Origin of the sequence: Brachybacterium sillae (assembly GCF_025028335.1) — a bacterium.
Taxonomy (GTDB): Bacteria; Actinomycetota; Actinomycetes; order Actinomycetales; family Dermabacteraceae; genus Brachybacterium; species Brachybacterium sillae.
In genome coordinates this window covers 2,445,988-2,464,148 of the sequence record NZ_JAFEUW010000001.1, presented here as the reverse complement: position 1 = coordinate 2,464,148, position 18,161 = coordinate 2,445,988, and the positions used below count along the sequence as shown (strand labels likewise).

The following is an 18,161-nucleotide window of genomic DNA, read 5'->3' as shown; positions in this document are numbered from 1 at the left end:
CGGTTCGCTCTCGCGTGTGCTCGGGAGAAACCCTTCCCGGCACGCGGGAAGGTCCTGCCGACACCGCGACGGGGTCGGCAGGGGTGTCAGGCGACGCCCACCCGGTGCATGGCCATCGCGCGCTGGTAGTGGCCGCGCAGCTGCTCCGAGAGCGCCGGCCAGGACCGCTGCGCCACCGACTCCAGCGCCGCCTGCCCGAAGGCCGCTCGCTTCGCGTCGTCGAACAGCAGATCGGCGGCCGCGTCCCGCAGTTCGTCGAGCCTGCCGGGGGTGTACAGCCACCCGGTGCGGCTGGGGGCGATGAGATCCACCGGCCCGCCGCGGCGCGGCGCGATCGCCGGCAGCCCCGAGGCCATGGCCTCCTGGATCGTCTGACAGAAGGTCTCCAGCTCCCCCGGGTGGATGAACAGGTCGGCACTGGCCAGGTGCGCGGCGAGATCCTCGCCGCTGCGGAACCCGACGAACCGGGCCCGCGGCATCTGCCGCTGCAGGGCGTCACGATCCGGGCCATCTCCGACGATCACCAGTCGCACCCCGGGGATGTCGTGGACCACCTGCAGGTCTCCGACCTGCTTCTCGGGGGCGAGCCGCCCGACGTACACCACGATCCGCTCCCCCGGGTCGGCGAGCCTCCGCCGCAGGGACGCACTGCGATGCCGTGGGCCGAACAGGGAGGTGTCCACCCCGCGCCGCCACAGGTCGACCCGCTCGATGCCGTGCTCCACGAGCTCGTCACGGGTGTGCGTCGACGGGGCCAGCGTGAACGTGGCCCGGTTGTGCACGTCCCGCAGCAGCTGCCAGCTGGCGGACTCCAGGAACGGCATCCCGTATTTCGCGGTGTACCCGGGGATGTCCGTCTGGTACACCGCGACGGTCGGGATCCCCAGCTTCTGCGCCGCGACCACTGCCCGGCCCCCGAGGATCGTCGGCGAGGCCAGGTGGATGACGTCGGGGCCGAAGTCGTCGATCTTCTGGCGCAGACTCAGTGCGCTCGTCGTGGCGATCCGCACGTCGTGGTACCCGGCCATCGGCACCGAGGTGATGCGCCGCACCCGCACCTTCCGACCGGTGGAGGTCCGCAGGAACTTCTCGCACCCGGGCTGCTTGGGGGCGATGATCTGGACGTCATCCCCGGTGGAGGCGAAATGGTCGACGACCCGCAGGACGGAGTTCGTCACACCGTTCATATGGGGCAGGAAGGACTCGGTCACGACAAGTATCCGCACGGATCCCACGGTGCTCCTCCTGCCTCACGCCCGGCCCGCCGCGCCATGACGTGTCCATGACGACTCGGTGAACTCTTGGACCGCTCGACGCGGCGGACCGACTCCCCGGCCGCCGCCGGACGCGGCGGTCGGGGGACCGACGTTCAGATCCGGGAGGACGCCAGGCGCGCCCCCTCGACGAGGCTCTCCAGCTTCGCCCAGGCGATGTCCGCGTGGATGCGGCCGCCCAGACCGCAGTCGGTGGAGGCGATCACGCGCTCCGGCCCGACCAGCCGGGCGAAGCGTTCGATGCGCTGCGCCACCAGCTCCGGATGCTCCACCACGTTCGTCGAGTGCGACACGATGCCGGGGACGATGACCTTGTCCTGCGGCAGCTGCACCTGCTCCCACACCGTCCACTCGTGCTCATGCCGCACGTTGGCGGCCTCGAAACTGTAGTAGCGGGCGTCGATCTCCAGCAGCAGACCGGCGATGTGCTTCAGCTCGATATCGGTGGTGTGCGGGCCGTGCCAGGAGCCCCAGCACAGGTGGAACCGGGTCTGCTCCGTGGGGACGTTCTCCACCGCACGGTTGATCGCCTCGACCCGCTTGCGGGTGAAGGCCACATAGTCCTCGATGCTGGGCTCGGGGTTGATCTGGTCCCAGTTCTCCGCGATCGACGGATCGTCGATCTGCACGGTGAGACCCGCGGCGGCGATCGCCTCGTACTCCGGGCGCATCACCTCCACCCAGGCGTCCAGGAACGCGTCCACATCGTCGTAGTGGTCATCGGCGATCCGTGCCCCCGAACCGGGCGCCACCGAGTTGAGGAATCCGCCCTCGTACCCGTGCGCCCGGAGTGCCGCCCAGAGGTTCTCCGCATCGCGGGCGGTCTGCTGCCGTCCCGTCTCGGAGTAGGAGACCGGGCCGGTCGCCGCCGGGAACACCTTCTGCTCCCCCAGGGTGATGCCGGCGCTCGGATCGTTGTAGGCCTCGCGGAACCGCACCCAGTCCCGCCGATCGGGGAAGCTCGTCAGACGCACCTGACCGGGGGCGGAGCGGACGGGCTCGGCGGTGCGGTGGTCGACGCCGGTGAGCTCCAGGCCCTCGACGCGGTCGAACACGTAGGACCACCACGACCCGTAGTTCAGGGCACTGCCCATGGCATGGCCGTATTCGCCGTCGTTGGGGACGTCGATGCCGATCTCGCGCTGCTTGGCGACGACGGAGTCGACGGCGGCGCGCAGCACCGCGTCGAAGTCCTCATCGGGCAGCGGGGTGATGCCGTCCTCGGCGAGGGGCCGGGAGGCGTTGGCGGCGATCAGCTCGGGCGTGCGGGGAAGCGAGCCGGCGTGGGAGGTCAGGATCGTGGTCATGGGACCACGCTAGACGCTGTGACGCCCCGGCCGGGGGCCGGGGCGTCACAGTGGTTCATGCGGGCCGGTCACCCGCCGCCGCGGGGGCGACGGGCGGCCAGCTCGATGGTGGGATCACTCGTCGACGACGACGTCCTGCCAGCGGACCACCAGGTGGCGGTCGCCGTAGGCCTGGTCGATGCGACGCACCGGCGGCCAGTACTTGGCCTGGACACGCATCTCCAGGGTGGCGTGCTGCCCGTCCGAGGCGACGGTCTCCTTGGACGCATGGACACCGGGGTACGCCGCGACGGAGCGCGGGTACGGATGGGTCCACTCGTCGGCGGTGACGTGCGCCGCGGTGTGCGGGGAGTTCACCAGCGGGTTGTCGTCCTTCGGCCAGGTGCCGGAGAGCACGTCCTCGGCCTCCTGGGCGATCATCAACATGGCGTCGACGAAGCGGTCGATCTCCTCGAGGTCCTCCGACTCCGTCGGCTCCACCATGAGCGTGCCCGCGACGGGGAACGACATGGTCGGGGCGTGGAAGCCGTAGTCGATGAGGCGCTTGGCGACGTCATCGACCGTGATCCCCGTGCGGGCGCTGAAGGGGCGCAGGTCCACGATGCACTCGTGGGCCACCAGGCCGTTCTCACCGGTGTAGAGGATCGGGTAGGACTCCGACAGCCGCTTGGCGATGTAGTTCGCCGCGAGGACCGCCGAGGCGGTGGCGTGACGCAGGCCCTTCGGCCCCATCAGGCGGATGTAGGTCCACGTGATCGGGAAGATCGACGGGGAGCCGTACGGCGCCTGAGAGACCGGCGCCCCGCCGTGCACGGTGTCCGCACCACCCACGACCGGATGCTCCGGCTTCTGGATGAACGGGTGACCGGGCAGGAACGGCGCCAGGTGGGCGCGCGCCGCGACCGGGCCGACGCCCGGGCCGCCGCCGCCGTGGGGGATGCAGAAGGTCTTGTGCAGGTTCAGGTGCGAGACGTCGCCGCCGAACTCGCCCGGGCGGGCGACCTCGAGCAGCGCGTTGAGGTTCGCACCGTCCACGTACACCTGACCGCCGGCGTCATGCACCAGCTGACAGACCGTCCGGACCTCCGACTCGTACACGCCGTGCGTGGACGGGTAGGTGATCATGATGGCCGCGAGCTGATCGCCGTGGTCCTTGATCTTCTGCTTCAGGTCCTCGAGGTCCACGTTGCCGTGGGAGTCCGAGGCCACCACCACGACCCGCAGACCCGCGTTGACGGCGGAGGCGGCGTTGGTGCCGTGGGCCGAGGACGGCACCAGGCAGACGTCGCGCTCCGACTCGCCACGGGAGTCGTGGTACGCCTTGATGGCCATCAGGCCGGCGTACTCACCCTGCGAGCCGGCGTTCGGCTGCAGGGAGACGGTGTCGTATCCGGTGAGCTCCGCGAGCCAGGTCTCGAGCTGGGTGATGAGGTCGAGGTAGCCCTCGACGTCCTCACGCGGCGCGAAGGGGTGCGGCCCGTTGAACTCCGACCAGGTGATCCCGGCCATCTCCGTCGCGGCGTTGAGCTTCATCGTGCACGACCCCAGGGGGATCATGCCGCGATCCAGCGCGTAGTCGCGATCCGCGAGGCGGCGCAGGTAACGCATCATCGCGGTCTCGGAGTGGTACGAGGTGAACACCGGGTGGGTGAGGAACTCCGACTCCCGGCGCAGCTCGCCCCAGGCGGCCTCGGGATCGACCTCGGACGGGGCCTTCGCACCCTCGGACAGCACACCGAGCAGCTGCTCGACGTCGGCCGCGGTGATGGTCTCGTCGAAGGCCAGGTGGAGCACGTCCTCACCCGGGGTGTGCACCAGGAAGCCGGCGTCCGCGAACGCGGACTTCAGCTCCTCGGCGCGGCCCGGGACCTTCACCTCGACGGTGTCGAAGAAGGCGTCGTGCACCAGCTCCAGGCCGGCGTCCTGCGCACCCTTCGCAAAGGCGGCGGCGCGCTCGGCCACCTGACGGCCGATCGCGCGGACACCCTCGGGGCCGTGGTAGACGGCGTAGAACGCCGCCATCACGGCGAGCAGCACCTGGGCCGTGGTGATCGAGCTCGTGGCCTTCTCACGCCGGATGTGCTGCTCGCGGGTCTGCAGGGACAGGCGGTAGGCGGGCTTGCCCTCGGCATCCACCGAGACGCCGACGAGGCGGCCCGGCAGCTGACGCTCGAGGCCCTTGCGCACGGCCACGAAACCGGCGTGGGGGCCACCGAAGCCCAGCGGGATACCGAAGCGTTGGGAGGTGCCGACGGTGACGTCGGCGCCCAGCTCCCCCGGGGTCTTCAGCTGGGTGAGGGCCAGGAGGTCGGCGGCGACGATGGAGACCGCCTTGGCCTCCTTCACCTTCGCGATGACCTCGCTCGGATCCCAGACCCGGCCGGAGGCGCCCGGGTACTGGATCAGCGCGCCGAAGCAGTCGAGATCCTCGGGGGCACCCTCGGCGGCGAAGTCGACCTCGCGCAGCTCCACACCGAGGCCCGCGGCGCGACCGGCCAGGACGGCCTTGGTGGCGGGGAGGGCGTCGGCGTCGACGAGGAACACGTTGCTCTTGCCGCGGGTCTGGCGGCGGGCGAGCATCAGCGCCTCGGCGGCGGAGGTGGCCTCGTCCAGGGTGGACGCGTTGGAGACGTCCATCCCGGTGAGGTCGCAGATCATGGTCTGGAAGGTGAGCAGGGCCTCCAGGCGGCCCTGGGAGATCTCGGGCTGGTACGGGGTGTACGCCGTGTACCAGGCCGGGTTCTCCAGGACGTTGCGCTGGATCACCGCGGGAGTCTGCGTGCCGTGGTACCCCAGGCCGATGAGCGGACGACGCACCGTGTTCCGCTCGGCCAGGGCGCGCAGCTCACGCAGCGCATCGGGCTCGCTGATGCCCTCGGGCACGACACCGTCGACGGTGCCGTCCAGCAGGATGGTGCCGGGCACCGCCTTCTGCAGCAGGTCGTCGAGGGACTCCAGACCGAGGGTCTCGAGCATCGTCGCCTGCGCGTCGCCCGTGGTGCCGACGTGGCGACGGACGAAGGAGTGCTGGCCGTACAGGGCGTCGTCGACGGCGGAACCCGTCGGCGTCGAAGAATTCGTCATCGGAACGTCAGATCCTCACTCAGCAGTGAGCTTGTTGTACTCCTTCTCGGAGAGGAGGTCGTCGGGCAGGCTGTCGAAGGAGGCCTTCACGAGCCAGCCGTCCCCGAGCGGGTCGCTGTTCACGGTCTCCGGGGCGTCGACGACGTCCTGGTTGACCTCGGTGACGGTGCCGTCGATCGGGGAGAACAGATCGGAGACCGACTTGGTGGACTCGATCTCGCCCATCTCCTGGCCGGCGCTGATGGAGGCACCGGTCTCGGGCAGGTCGACGTAGACGACGTCACCGAGCTGGTCGGCGGCGAACTTGGTCACGCCGATGACGGCGACACCGTCGGACTCGACGCGAACCCACTCGTGGTCCTTGCTGTAGAGCAGATCAGCCATGGCTGTGTCCTTCCTTCGAAAGGTGTGTGGTGGAGGGAGGTCAGGAACGGGTGTAGAACGGCAGCGCCGTGACGGTGGCCGGGAGGTCCTTGCCGCGCACGTCGATGACGAGCTCGGTGCCCTCGGCGTTCAGGTCCGGGCGCACGAACGCCATGGCGATCGGGTGCCCGAGGGTCGGGGACAGCGCCCCGGACGTGACGACGCCGACCTCGGTGCCCTCGGAATCCTTCACCGCGGAGCCGGCGCGGGCGGCGCGACGGCCCTCGGCTGTCAGGCCCACCAGGACGGGGCGGTCGGAGACGTCGGTGTTCTCGATGCCGGAGCGGCCCACGAAGTCACCCTTCGAGGACAGCGCCACGACCTTCTCGAGACCGGACTGGGCCGGCAGCTTGTCGCGGCCGAGCTCATTGCCGTACAGCGGCATGCCGGCCTCGAGACGCAGCGAGTCACGGGCGGCCAGGCCGCACGGGACGAGCGAGTCGCCACCGGTGGACACCATCAGGTCCCACAGCGACTCGGCGTGGGCGTTGGGCACATAGAGCTCGAAGCCGTCCTCACCGGTGTATCCGGTGCGGGCCACGAGGATCTCGTCACCCTGGTAGGTGCCCTGCAGCACGCGGTAGTACTTGAGGTCCGCGATGTCCTCGGCGGTGATGCCCTCCGCACCGGAGGTCAGGCCGCGGGTGACGATGTCCGCGCTCTCCGGGCCCTGCACCGCGATCAGCGAGTAGTCGAGGGACGAGTCGGTGACGGTGACGTCGAAGTCCTCGGCGCGCTTGCGCATCTCCTCGGCGTCCACCTCGGCGTTGCTCGCGTTGGCGACGACCATGTAGCGCTTCTCGTCGAGGCGGTTGACGATGAGGTCGTCGATGACGCCGCCGTCCTCCTGCAGCAGCAGGGTGTACTTGGCGCGCCCGACACCGATGCCGGACAGCTTGCCGGCGAAGGCGTAGTCGAGATACTCCCCGCACTGCTCACCGGTCACGAAGATCTCGCCCATGTGGCTGAGGTCGAAGATGCCGGCGGAGGCGCGCACGGCCTTGTGCTCGGCGAGGTCCGAGCTGTAGCGCACGGGCATGCTCCACCCGGCGAAGTCGGTGAAGGACGCACCCAGACGCTCGTGCACGCTGTGCAGGGCGGTGGTCCGAAGATCCTGCCCGGTCATGAAAAATCTCCTTCTCACTCCAGAGGTGCCCGGGTCAGGAGCCGGCCTCGCCCGTCAGGGGCGCTGCGACGCTCCGGCGGGCCGCGCGCCAACTGTACCGCTCAGTCCTGACATTCCCCGACGGGTCGAGGGCGGCCACGGGAGCCCTCCGGATCGGGGTCCGGACGGTTAGGCTGGCGGCGTGGCACGAGAAGGAACCGCGGAGTGGCCCGTGCGGATCTCCAGTGCCCGGCTCCAGCTGCGCGAAGCGGGCGAGGACGACCGCGGCACCATCATCCGGCTGATGACGGACCCCACCACCCGGGAGTACCTGGGTGGTGCCGTCGACTACGCCTCGCGCCAGGCCCTGGAACTGTCCCCCCTCGGGTTGACCTGGGGCAGCTGGGTGATCGCCGACGCCGCCACGGATCGCATGATCGGTTCGATCACCCTGGCCTACGACCGTGGTGAGCTGGAGCTCTCCTACGCACTCCTGCCCGAGCACGTGGGCCAGGGCTATGCCGGCGAGGCCTGCCGGGCGCTGCTCGACTGGGCACGCGCGAACCTCGAGGACGACACCGTCATCGCCGTCACCCAGACCCGCAACAAGCGCAGCGTGGCCCTGCTGAAGCGCCTCGGTTTCACCGTCCGCCGCGGCCTGGAGGAGTTCGGCGCCCAGCAACTGCTGATGCAGCGTTCGCTGCGGGAGCCGCTCCCCCCGCCGTCGTCGCCCACGGACCCCTGGCGCGAGGGCCCCGAACCCCTGCGCCCGGCGTCCGGCACGCCGGACAGCAACTGAGGCGGCCCCTCCGCGCCGACGTCGGCACGGACCCCCTGAAGGCCCGCCGGGTCCCGGCGAGGGACCGGCGGGGGCGTCCCCTCACCCCCGCCCCGTCGCACCTCCGGACGACTGCCGTCGGGCGCTCAGTCGCGCGCCACCGGGCAGGTCATGCAGCGCGGCCCCCCGCGCCCCCGGCCGAGCTCGCTGCCGGAGATCTCCAGCACCTCCACCCCGTGATCGCGCAGCACGTCGTTCGTCGCGACGGCGCGTTCGTAGGCGACGACCCGCCCCGGGGCGAGGGCCAGCACATTGCACCCGTCATCCCACTGCTCCCGGGCTGCGGCGTAGGGATCCAGCTGCGGGGAGATGACCCGGAGCCGATCGATGCCGAGGGCCCGGGCGAGCACATCGTCCATCTCGGAGGCCGGATGGGCGCGGCTGGTGAGCCGCCCGTCGGTGCGGGTGATCTCGATCGTCTCCAGCGGCGCCAGGAGGCTGTACCGCACGACGCTCTCGTGGTCGACCATCGTCATCACGGTGTCCAGGTGCATCATCGAGCGGTGGTGCGGGAGCGCCACGGCGATCACCCGTTCCACCGCGCCGGACCCCAGCAGGGCGCCGGCCATCAGCTCCACCCCCACGGCGCTCGTGCGTTCCGACAGACCGACGGCGACGACGCCGTCGCGCAGCACCAGAACGTCGCCGCCCTCGACCGTGGCCCGGGCACCCGTCAGGGCATCGGAGAGAAGGTCCAGACCGGCCCCGCGCCCATCGCCGAAGAGCGGATGGTGGCGGTGGATCGCCGTGAGGTGGAGGCTCTCGCGTCGACGCGCCCGACGCCGCAGGGAGCTGACCAGCACCGCGTGCCCGACGACCGCGGAGGGGTCGCGGGTGAAGAGGTGGTTGGGCAGCGGGTCGAGCACCAGGGCGTCCGGGCGCAGCCGACTCAGGGTCAGGGCCCGCATGGGGACCCCCAGCTGCTCGAGTTCCCTGCGGGTCACCCCGGCCAACAGGATCGTCGCCAGGTGCGTGGAGTCCAGGTCGGTGAGGGCCTCGAACATGTCGCCGGCGGTCTGCGGGCCGAGCTCCCCGGGGTCGAGGGTCTGGTCGAGCAGTTCCGCGCGGGCCTGCGGGATGTCGAGCACCTCCCGCAGCAGATCCTCCAGCAACAGCACCTCTGCACCTTCGCGGCGCAGAAGATCGGTGAAGGCGTCGTGCTCGGCGCGGGCGCGGTCCAGCCACAGCACCTCGTCGAACAGGAACCGGTCGTGATTCGTGGGGGTCAACCGCTCCAGCTCCGGGCCCGGGCGGTGCAGGAGGACCCGCCGCAGCGGCGAGACCTCGTCCCGGACCCCCAGGGGGACAGTCGATGCAGTGCTCATGGAACTCCTCCCGGAGGCGGTGCGGTGAGGCGACGATGGCGCAGCGCACGTGACGGACATCGCACTCTATCGGGTCGCCTCCCGGACTCCCGTGGTAGGACAGGAGCGCCCGCAGCGTCCACGAACGGAGTCACCATGTCCATCACCCCCGAGACCCTCGAGATCCCCACCACGACGTTGCGCGATGGCACGCCGTTCCCGCTGATCGGTCTGGGCACGAGCTCCCTCAAGGGGGTCGAGTGCGCCACCGCCGTCAGCGACGCCCTGCGGCTGGGCTACCGCCTCGTCGACACCGCCTCGCAGTACGGCAACGAGGCAGCCGTCGGCGAGGGTCTGCGGGTCTCCGGTGTCGACCGCGCGGAGGTCGTGCTGACGACCAAGGTGGCCGGCGGAGACCAGGGGCGGGAGGCCTCGAGGGAGGGCGTCCTCACCTCCCTGCGTCGTCTCGGGGTCGAGTACGTCGATGTGGTGCTGATCCACTGGCCGAACCCCTCGCGCGGTCTGGCCACCGACACCTGGCGCACGCTCCTGGATCTGCGCGACGAGGGGCTGGTGCGGCACGTCGGGGTGTCGAACTTCCGCCCCGAGCAGATCGACTCCCTGGTCAAGGAGACCGGTGAGACTCCGGAGATCAACCAGATCCAGCTCTCCCCCGCCCTGCCTCGGCAGACCTCCGTCGCGTACCACCGCGACCATGGCATCGTCACCGAGGCGTGGGGACCGCTGGGGGGCCGCGAGGACCTGCCGCAGCAGTTCGCGATCCGACGGGTGGCAGCGAAGCACGGGGTGGATCCGGCCCGGATCGCCCTGCGCTGGGCGATCGACCAGGACATCGTCGTCATCCCGAAGTCCAACGATCCGGCGCGTCGCCGCACCAACGCCGATCTCGCGCAGATCACGCTGGACGATGAGGACCGCGCCCTGCTGGCGAGCCTGGACCTCGGTGAGTCCGCCGCCTGGGATTCACGGGAGCACGAGGAGTGGTGAGAGACGGCGCCCTCCCCGGTCGGCCGGGGCACCGCATGGTGCTGCTGACCGGGGCGGGGCTGTCGGCCCGGGCGGGACTGGGGACGTTCCGCGGGCCCGATGGTCTCTGGGCGCTGGCCCCGGAGGCCGAGGAGGCGATGCACGCCGAGCGCCTGCCCGGATCCCTGCCGATGCTGTGGCGGATCTGGGGTGAGATGGCCAGCCGTGCCCGCGCCCATGGCCCCACGCCGGGGCATCTGGCGGCGGCCCGTCTGGGCGCCCGCATCATCACCCAGAACATCGACGGGCTGCATCAGCTGGCCGGGTCGAGGGAGGTCGCGGAACTGCACGGCAGTGCGCTGCGCGCCGTGTGCCTGACGGACTCCTGCCCCTGGTCGGCCGCGGTCACCCCGGGGCACGGCGACCATGCCCGAGACCACGGCGCCCCGGATTCCTGCCCCCTGTGCGGGGCGCCGACGCGCCCGGACGTGGTCCTGTTCGATGAGCTGCTGCCGACCGACGCCCTGGCGGCGGCCGAGCGCTGGACCGCTGACTGCGACCTGTTCGTCGCGGTCGGCACCAGCGGCACCGTGCACCCGGCGGCCCGACTGGTGCACCGGGCCGCCGCCCACGGCGCGACGACCGTGCTCATCGACGTGGCTCCCAGTGCCGCGGCGCTGGCCGCCGGATACGACCGCGTGATCGTCCGCGACGCCCATGAGGTCCTGCCGGAGTGGGAGGCGCGGGCCGCCGGCCGCCCCCGCAATCCGTTCCTGGAGCCTTTCGGACGGGAGGGCTGAGCCGCACAGCGCCGGCGGCGGCCTCAGATCCAGATCGCCGGATCGATATGGCTCTCCGGCGCCGCGGCATGCGGCCGCACCACCGCGGGCACTCCGACCGCCGTCGCGTCGTCCGGGACATCCCGCACCACGACGGCGTTCGCCCCGATCTGGGCGCCGCGCCCGATGAGCACCGGGCCGAGCACACGCGCCCCGGCCCCGATCGTGACGCCATCGGCGACGGTCGGGTGCCGCTTGACTCGCTCCATCGACCGGCCGCCGAGGGTGACCCCGTGGTACAGCATCACATCATCACCGATCTCCGCGGTCTCCCCGATCACCACGCCCATGCCGTGGTCGATGAAGAAGCGCCGACCGATCGAGGCCCCGGGATGGATCTCCACCCCGGTGATCGACCGCGCCGTCTGCGCCAGCAGCAGCGCCGGGAGCCTCCCCCGGCGCCGCTGCCACAGCGCATGCGCGGCCCGGTGGGTCCAGATGGCGTGCAGGCCCGGCGAGGTCAACGCGACCTGCACCGCCGACTGCGAGGCGGGATCCTTCTCGCAGGCGACGGCGAGGTCCTCGCGGACGCGCTCGGAGAGCTGCCGCGCCCTCTGCACCACACCCATGGCGGTCAGTCCATGTACTCGGCGTACAGCGGGGTGGTGAGGTACCGCTCACCGAAGGACGGGACGACCACGACGATCGTCTTCCCGGCCATCTCCTCGCGGGAGCCGACGCGCACGGCGGCCTCGATGGCCGCGCCGGAGGAGATCCCGACGAGCAGGCCCTCGGTGCGGGCGACGGTGCGCGCGCGCTCCATGGCGGTGTCGGCGTCGATGTCGAGGATCTCGTCGTAGACCTCGGTGTCCAGCAGCGGCGGCACGAAGTTCGCGCCGATGCCCTGGATCTTGTGCGGCCCGGGCTGACCACCGGTGAGGATCGCCGATTCGGCGGGCTCGACGCCGATGATCCGCACGCCGTCCTTGCGCTCCTTGAGCACCTGTCCCACACCGGTGATGGTGCCGCCGGTGCCGATGCCCGCCACCAGGGCGTCGACCTGACCGTCGGTGTCGTCCCAGATCTCCTGGGCGGTGGTGCGGCGGTGGATCTCGGCGTTGGCCTCGTTCTCGAACTGCTTGACCTGCACCCCGCCGGTCTCGGCGGCGATCTCCTCGGCCTTCGCGACGGCGCCCTTCATCCCCTGGGCCGCCTCGGTGAGGACCAGTTCGGCCCCGAAGGCGCGCAGCAGGGCCCGCCGCTCCTTCGACATGGACTCCGGCATGGTCAGCACCACTCGGTAGCCACGGGAGGCGCCGATCATCGCCAGGGCGATGCCGGTGTTGCCACTGGTGGCCTCGACGATGGTGCCGCCGGGCTGCAGCTGCCCCGAGGCCTCGGCGGCGTCGATCATGGCCACGCCGATGCGGTCCTTCACGGAGTGCGCCGGGTTGGTGAACTCGATCTTGGCGAGAACCGTGGCCTTCACGTCCTCACCCAGACGGTTCAGACGGACCAGCGGGGTGCCGCCGACCAGCTCGGAGACGCTGTCGTAGACGCGCATGCTGACTCCTTCCCTGCGGCAGGACCGGCCCACCGCCTCCATGGCGGGCCACCCCGCCAAGTTGTGCTTGGGGCCAGTATAAGGATAGACGATGAGTGGGCGCTGGAACGTCCACCGGTCATCGTGACGTCATCCCCAGCTCACCCCAGCGGTCGTCCGGATGCACCACGTAGGGTCGGGCACATGACGCGCGTCACGCCTGATCCCGCTTCCCGGACCACTCAGGAGACCGGGGCCCGCTCGATGGCGGAGACCCGCCCGGCATCGGCCGTCGCCCTCATGGAGACTCCGTCGAGGGCCCGGCGCCCGCTGACGACCCTTCTGGTGCTGCTGGTGCTCGCGGTGCTGATGCTCCTGCCGACCCCGTGGGCCCAGGCCGCCCCGCCCTCCCGCGTGGACGTCGTCGACACCACCGGCTCCCTCCACCCGGGCCCCCTGACGGAGCGGTTGCAGCAGATCGATTTCCGCGAGGACGTCCACGTGGTCGCCCTGTCGATCGACGTGCAGGACGAGGGGCGCGACCCGCAGGACGATCTCGCGTTGAACGATGCGGTGCTGCTCCACGCCCGTCGGGAGCACCCGGAGTGGATCACCTCCGGTGGGGCGTTCTGGGCGGATGGCCTGGTCATCCTCGCCCTTGACGAGCGCAATCGCTTGCTGGGGGTGTACGCCGGTGAGGACGTCGCCCTCGACGAAGGCGGCCAGCAGGCGGTGCGCGAGGCGATGACCGGACCGGCCCAGGAGGGTGACTGGGACGGGACGATGGTCGAGGGGGCCCGCCGGTACGCCGACCTGCTCGGCCGCCCGTGGTATCTCTCCCCGCTCGTCGGGGTCGGCGCCCTGGGAGCGGGTGTGCTGGGCCTGACCGGCGTCGGCGCGGCACTCGCCCGCCGCTCCTCTTCGCGGACGACGCTGCGTCGGGCCCGAGAGCGCTACACCGCCACGATGATGCTCGCCTCGGAGACGGAGCTCGCGGCACGGACGATCCCGCGGGAGTCGATGTACGGCGAACCGGTGCTGCGCGACTGGGAGTCCTTCACGCGCAGCGCCGCCGAGGCCACGCGCCTGGACGGCCAACTGCCGGCCTCTCCCGGTCCGCTGTGGGGCATCTCGCCGCCCAGCGCGCACCTGGTGTCGCAGTACGCCACGGCCGTCGCGCAGATCGATGACCTGGACGACCGCATCATCCGTGCCAACGACCTGTTGAGCATGAACCATCGTTGGCACCAGGCATGGCAGGTCGAGACCGAACCCCTGCGCGAGTCCCTGGCCCGGACCGATGAGGTGGTGCGGGCCCACCCGGTGCTGGCCGACTCCCCGACCGCTCTGGCGGTCCGCCGCACCGCCGCCGGGATCGCCGCCGCCCTGCCGCGGCTCGAACAGCAGCTCGATGCCCGGTCCATCACCCCCGATCAGGCGCTCGAGACCCTCGATCGCATGACCGGTGATCTGTCCTCCGCCGCGGTCGCCCACCAGGATGCCGTGATCGCCGCGACCGCCCGCTCCGCCGAGGAGGAACGGATCATGCGCTCCGCCACGGCGGGCGACGGTGATCAGTGGTCGCCCACGATCCGCTCACGCCGACGCCACTACTACCCCGCGTCCTACGGCGCCTTCTTTGCCTTCGACCCCCTGCTGTGGCTGTGGACCTGGGACGCGATCTCCCGGCAGAGCATCGAGACGCATCGCACGCCGCCGGTCACCAGCGGCTCGGGCGGCGGTTTCAGCGGCTACTCCGGCTCGATCGGCGGGGGCTTCTCCGGGTCCGGCAGTTCCAGCCGCTTCTGACGCGGGTCGGCACCGACGTGCGACGGGGCCGGGTCAGTACACCATCCCCATGATCTCCCGCACCCGCGCGAGGGTGCGGTCGGCCTCCTCGTTGGCCCGCGCATTGCCGGCACGCAGCACCTCGAAGAGGTGATCCGGTGCCTTCTCGAGCTCCGCGCGCCGCGCCCGAATCGGTGCCAGGTGCTCGTTGAGCGCCTCGGCACACATCACCTTCAGGGTGCCCGCGCCGCGGTCCTCGATCTCCTCGGCGATCGCCTCGGGGCTCCTCCCGATGCACAGCGAGGTGATGGTGAGCAGGTTCGCGATCTCGGGACGACCCTCCGGGTCGAAGGTGATCACGCGGTCGGAGTCGGTCTTCGCCTTGCGGATGCGCTTGGCGGTCTCGTCGGCCGTCATGGAGAGCATGACGCTGTTGCCGCGGGACTTGCTCATCTTGTCGCCGTCCAGGCCCAGGATGGTGGGCGCCTCCGAGAGCAGCGCGTCGGGCTCGCGGAAGTAGACCTCGCCATGGTTGTACCGCTCGTTGAAGCGTCGTGCGATCACCCGGGTCTGTTCGATGTGGGGCAGTTGGTCCTTGCCCACGGGCACCACCTGTCCGTGGCAGAAGAGGATGTCGGCCGCCTGGTGCACCGGGTAGGTGAGCATGAGACCGCCCATGGCGCTCTTCCCCGCCGCCGCGAGTTCGCTCTTGACGGTGGGGTTGCGCTCGAGCTCCGGCTGGGTCACCAGGGACAGGAACGGCAGCAGCAGCTGGTTCAGCGCCGGCACCGCGGAATGCGTGAAGATCGTGGTGCGCTCGGGATCGATGCCCACCGCGAGGTAGTCGGTGAGCAGCTCGCGGACGCTGCCGCGGATGTCACCGATGACGTCCCGGTCGGTGATCACCTGGTAGTCCGCCACGATCACCCAGGTCTCCACCCCGGACTCCTGCAGGCGCACGCGGTTGCGCAGGGTGCCGAAGTAATGGCCGATGTGCAGGGCACCGGTCGGCCGGTCACCGGTGAGCATCCGGACCGACGCCGGGTCCTCGGCGATCCGGCGCTCGACGGCGGCGGACCGCTCCTGCGCGGTGCGGTAGCTGCTGTGGGAGATCTCAGGCTGGTTCTCAGGGTGGTTCACCCCGTCATCGTAGCCAGGGGGGACGACCCCTCGACGGCGTCCGTCCCGGCATCCCGTGGCACCGCGGCCGACCGCGGCGCACAGCTGGAGGGGTCAGCGCCGCAGCGCGGCACCGGTCGACCCCCGCACCACCAGCTGCGGACGCACGGCGAACTCGCTGCGCGGGGCGCGCCGACTGCCGTCCCCTCCTTCCAGCACCGCCCTCACCGCGGCCCGGGAGATCTCGGGGATCGCCTGGCGCAGGGTCGTCAACGGCGGGGTGGTGAGCTGCGCCCAGGGGATGTCGTCGTATCCCACCACGGAGACATCGCCCGGCACGGTGAGACGCCGCGACTGCACGCCCTCCAGCGCCCCGGCGGCCATCACGTCACTGCCAAGGATCATGCCGGTGCATCCCTGGCCCACCAGCTCCCGTGCCGCCTGGTACCCCCCGGCGTAGGTGAAGTCGGTGTACGCCACAGGGGACGCCTCGAGGTCGAGATCGCCCGCCACCGCATGGAAGGCACGGACCTTCTGCTGCACCGGCCAGGTGTGCTCATCGCCGACACCCAGACCGATGCGCCGGTGCCCGAGGTCCACCAGGTGCGTCAGCGCCAGGCGCACGGCCTCCCCATCGTCGGTGGACAGGAAGGTCCCGTCGAGGTCGGGACGCACTCCGTTGACCATGCACAGCGGGACGCCGCGGGCCAGGACGGCGCGATAGTGATCGAGGCCGGTGGGACGCACGGCATGGAAGCCGGAGACGACGATGATGCCGCGGGCCCCGGCACGCAGGAAGCGGTCGAAGGCCTCGGCCTCCCGTTCCTCCGTCCGCACACGCGTGGCGACGATGCCCGAGGCGCCGCGCAGGAACAGTTCGGCCTCGATCCGTTCCACCCACGCCGGGAACACGGGGTTCTCGAGGTCCGGGACCATGATCCCGACCAGCGGGCGAGTGTCCGCCTCCGGGGCCGGATCCCGCCCCAGGCGGCGCGATTCCGCAAGAACTTTCTGGCGGGTCGCCTCCTGGACGCCGCCGCGCCCGTTGAGCACTCGGGACACCGTGGCCTCGCTGACGCCGGACGCCCGAGCGATGTCCACCAGTCGCGGTTTCACCCGCCCCCCCTTCGGTCCGTACCTCGTGAGCACCGCCACGCGGTGCAAGATCTTGCGCATTCTTGCACAGCAGATGCGCGGGGGTCTATCGTCCTTGGTACCGGGGGTGTCCGATGCCCCCGCCCCCGCACATGGTTCAAAGGAGACATCCGGTGCTGATCCGTCGTAAGTCCTTCCTCGCCCTCGGTGCCGCCAGCGCGTCCGCGGCCCTGCTCGCCGCCTGCGGCGGGTCCGACGACACCGCTGCCGGGGGCACCTCCGGTGGCACCGGCGCCTCCGACGCCGGTGGCGCCTCCGATGGCGGCGGTGAGGGCGGAGCCCCCGCCCGCGCCAATGCCGACCTCGTGATCTGGGCCGACGAGAAGAAGGCGCAGTCGCTGCAGGAGCCCGCGAAGGCCTGGGCCGACGCCAACGGTGTCACCGTGGCCGTGCAGACCGTCGCCAACGACCTCCAGGCCGCCTTCATCACGGCCAACCAGAACGGCAACGGCCCGGACATCGTCCTGGGCGCCCATGACTGGATCGGCAACCTCGTGCAGAACGGCGCCATCTCCCCCGTGCAGCTGCCGGCCGACGCCTCCACCGCCCTCGCGCCGATCGCCCTGAAGGCCGTGACCTTCAACGGTCAGACCTACGGCGTCCCGTACGCGGTGGAGACCCTGGCGCTGTTCGCCAACAACGCCCTCACCGATGTGCCCGAGCCGAAGACCATCGAGGAGCTCATCGAGGCCGGCAAGGCCAAGGGCGCCGAGAACGTGCTCGCGCTCCCGGTGGGCGAGGAGGGCGACGCCTACCACATGCAGCCCCTGTACACCTCCGGCGGTGGATACCTGTTCGGCCAGGATGCGGACGGCAACCACGACCCGAAGGACCTGGGCGTGGGCAAGGAGGGCTCCATCGCGGCCGGCGAGAAGATCAAGGAGCTCGGCGAGCAGGGGGTGCTGAAGACCTCCATCGACGGCACCAACGCGATCTCGCTGTTCACCGACGGCAAGGCCGCCTACCTGGTCTCCGGCCCCTGGGCCCTGGCCGACATCGAGAAGGCCGGCATGGACGTCACCCTGAGTGCCGTGCCCGGCTTCGAGGGCATGCAGCCGGCCAAGCCGTTCGCCGGCGTGAACGCCTTCTACGTGGCCTCCCAGGGGCAGAACGCCGCCTTCGCGCAGCAGTTCGTCAACGAGGTCGCCACCGCTCCGGAAATCCCCGAGGCGATGTTCGCGGTCAACCAGCTGCCGCCGGCTCACGCGGCGCTTCAGCAGTCCCTCGCGGGCGACAACCCGGAGATCGTGCAGATCGCCGAGTTCGCCGAAGGCGCGGACCCGATGCCGTCCATCCCCGAGATGGCCGCCATCTGGGGCCCGCTGGGCAAGGCCCAGTCCTCCATCGTCGGCGGCGCCGACCCGGCCTCCACCATGCAGGCCGCCGGTGAGGAGATCGCCTCCCAGATCGGCTGATGCCGTCCGCTGCGGCCGGGGTGCCCCTGAGGCGCCCCGG

15 protein-coding genes are annotated in these 18,161 nt (G+C 71.0%); 5 read left to right on the top strand and 10 right to left on the bottom strand.

The genetic code is table 11. From position 1 onward, the window contains the following. Window positions 1-86 precede the first annotated feature (86 nt). The 5 genes from JSY14_RS11345 to gcvT form a co-directional block, all read right to left on the bottom strand. Entirely contained in the window at window positions 87-1,211 is a 1,125-nt protein-coding gene (locus tag JSY14_RS11345; RefSeq protein WP_490715679.1) for a glycosyltransferase family 4 protein, read from the bottom strand. A 158-nt stretch (window positions 1,212-1,369) separates the two neighbouring features. Then, window positions 1,370-2,581 carry a cobalamin-independent methionine synthase II family protein gene (locus tag JSY14_RS11340; RefSeq protein WP_259559194.1) on the bottom strand — a complete coding sequence of 404 codons (1,212 nt, stop codon included), beginning with the start codon at window positions 2,579-2,581 and terminating at the stop codon, window positions 1,370-1,372. 114 nt (window positions 2,582-2,695) lie between these two features. Beyond that, on the bottom strand, window positions 2,696-5,665 hold the full coding sequence (gene gcvP / locus JSY14_RS11335) for an aminomethyl-transferring glycine dehydrogenase (RefSeq protein WP_259559193.1): 2,970 nt from the start codon (window positions 5,663-5,665) through the stop codon (window positions 2,696-2,698). A gap of 15 nt (window positions 5,666-5,680) precedes the next feature. Further along, the gene (gcvH, locus tag JSY14_RS11330; protein ID WP_259559192.1) at window positions 5,681-6,049 is read right to left on the bottom strand and encodes a glycine cleavage system protein GcvH; all 369 of its coding nucleotides are present in this window, start codon (window positions 6,047-6,049) and stop codon (window positions 5,681-5,683) included. 40 nt (window positions 6,050-6,089) lie between these two features. Further along, window positions 6,090-7,214, bottom strand: a complete 1,125-nt coding sequence (gene gcvT, locus JSY14_RS11325; protein ID WP_259559190.1) for a glycine cleavage system aminomethyltransferase GcvT — start codon at window positions 7,212-7,214, stop codon at window positions 6,090-6,092. A 181-nt stretch (window positions 7,215-7,395) separates the two neighbouring features. On the opposite strand from gcvT, the gene JSY14_RS11320 reads away from it, so the two are divergent. After that, window positions 7,396-7,992, top strand: a complete 597-nt coding sequence (locus tag JSY14_RS11320) for a GNAT family N-acetyltransferase (RefSeq protein WP_259559188.1) — start codon at window positions 7,396-7,398, stop codon at window positions 7,990-7,992. Between the two features lie 125 nt (window positions 7,993-8,117). Here the strand turns inward: JSY14_RS11320 and JSY14_RS11315 are convergent, their stop codons facing one another. Beyond that, window positions 8,118-9,356: an arginine deiminase gene (locus JSY14_RS11315; RefSeq protein ID WP_259559186.1), complete on the bottom strand. Its 1,239-nt coding sequence runs from the start codon at window positions 9,354-9,356 to the stop codon at window positions 8,118-8,120. 135 nt (window positions 9,357-9,491) lie between these two features. On the opposite strand from JSY14_RS11315, the gene JSY14_RS11310 reads away from it, so the two are divergent. Both JSY14_RS11310 and JSY14_RS11305 read left to right on the top strand, forming a co-directional pair. Beyond that, window positions 9,492-10,343, top strand: coding sequence for an aldo/keto reductase (locus JSY14_RS11310; protein WP_259559184.1), 852 nt, complete (start codon window positions 9,492-9,494; stop codon window positions 10,341-10,343). Continuing rightward, window positions 10,340-11,122, top strand: coding sequence for an SIR2 family NAD-dependent protein deacylase (locus tag JSY14_RS11305; protein WP_259559182.1), 783 nt, complete (start codon window positions 10,340-10,342; stop codon window positions 11,120-11,122). Before JSY14_RS11310 ends, JSY14_RS11305 begins: the two co-directional genes overlap by 4 nt. Window positions 11,123-11,145: 23 nt before the next feature. Here JSY14_RS11305 and epsC read toward each other — a convergent pair whose 3' ends face one another. After that, entirely contained in the window at window positions 11,146-11,730 is a 585-nt protein-coding gene (gene epsC, locus JSY14_RS11300) for a serine O-acetyltransferase EpsC (protein ID WP_259559180.1), read from the bottom strand. A gap of 5 nt (window positions 11,731-11,735) precedes the next feature. Continuing rightward, window positions 11,736-12,665, bottom strand: coding sequence for a cysteine synthase A (gene cysK / locus JSY14_RS11295; RefSeq protein WP_259559178.1), 930 nt, complete (start codon window positions 12,663-12,665; stop codon window positions 11,736-11,738). A 183-nt stretch (window positions 12,666-12,848) separates the two neighbouring features. Here cysK and JSY14_RS11290 point away from each other — a divergent pair, with 183 nt between their 5' ends. Next, window positions 12,849-14,453 carry a DUF5129 domain-containing protein gene (locus JSY14_RS11290; RefSeq protein ID WP_259559175.1) on the top strand — a complete coding sequence of 535 codons (1,605 nt, stop codon included), beginning with the start codon at window positions 12,849-12,851 and terminating at the stop codon, window positions 14,451-14,453. Window positions 14,454-14,486: 33 nt separating this feature from the next. Here JSY14_RS11290 and trpS read toward each other — a convergent pair whose 3' ends face one another. Together trpS and JSY14_RS11280 are read right to left on the bottom strand one after the other, a co-directional pair. Next, a complete protein-coding gene (gene trpS / locus JSY14_RS11285; protein ID WP_259559173.1) occupies window positions 14,487-15,572 on the bottom strand; it encodes a tryptophan--tRNA ligase in 1,086 nt (361 codons plus the stop codon). A gap of 93 nt (window positions 15,573-15,665) precedes the next feature. Next, window positions 15,666-16,667, bottom strand: coding sequence for a LacI family DNA-binding transcriptional regulator (locus JSY14_RS11280; RefSeq protein WP_259559171.1), 1,002 nt, complete (start codon window positions 16,665-16,667; stop codon window positions 15,666-15,668). A gap of 152 nt (window positions 16,668-16,819) precedes the next feature. On the opposite strand from JSY14_RS11280, the gene JSY14_RS11275 reads away from it, so the two are divergent. Beyond that, window positions 16,820-18,121 (top strand): sugar ABC transporter substrate-binding protein, encoded by a 1,302-nt coding sequence (locus JSY14_RS11275; RefSeq protein WP_259559169.1) that lies wholly within the window; start codon window positions 16,820-16,822, stop codon window positions 18,119-18,121. Window positions 18,122-18,161 lie beyond the last annotated feature (40 nt).

Excerpts from the sequence above, each read along its gene's own strand:
- JSY14_RS11315 (WP_259559186.1), bottom strand. The coding sequence starts at position 9,356 with ATGAGCACTGCATCGACTGTCCCCCTGGGGGTCCGGGACGAGGTCTCG.
- gcvT (WP_259559190.1), bottom strand. The coding sequence starts at position 7,214 with ATGACCGGGCAGGATCTTCGGACCACCGCCCTGCACAGCGTGCACGAG.
- epsC (WP_259559180.1), bottom strand. The coding sequence starts at position 11,730 with ATGGGTGTGGTGCAGAGGGCGCGGCAGCTCTCCGAGCGCGTCCGCGAG.
- gcvH (WP_259559192.1), bottom strand. The coding sequence starts at position 6,049 with ATGGCTGATCTGCTCTACAGCAAGGACCACGAGTGGGTTCGCGTCGAG.
- JSY14_RS11310 (WP_259559184.1), top strand. The coding sequence starts at position 9,492 with ATGTCCATCACCCCCGAGACCCTCGAGATCCCCACCACGACGTTGCGC.
- gcvP (WP_259559193.1), bottom strand. The coding sequence starts at position 5,665 with ATGACGAATTCTTCGACGCCGACGGGTTCCGCCGTCGACGACGCCCTG.
- JSY14_RS11290 (WP_259559175.1), top strand. The coding sequence starts at position 12,849 with ATGACGCGCGTCACGCCTGATCCCGCTTCCCGGACCACTCAGGAGACC.
- cysK (WP_259559178.1), bottom strand. The coding sequence starts at position 12,665 with ATGCGCGTCTACGACAGCGTCTCCGAGCTGGTCGGCGGCACCCCGCTG.
- JSY14_RS11340 (WP_259559194.1), bottom strand. The coding sequence starts at position 2,581 with ATGACCACGATCCTGACCTCCCACGCCGGCTCGCTTCCCCGCACGCCC.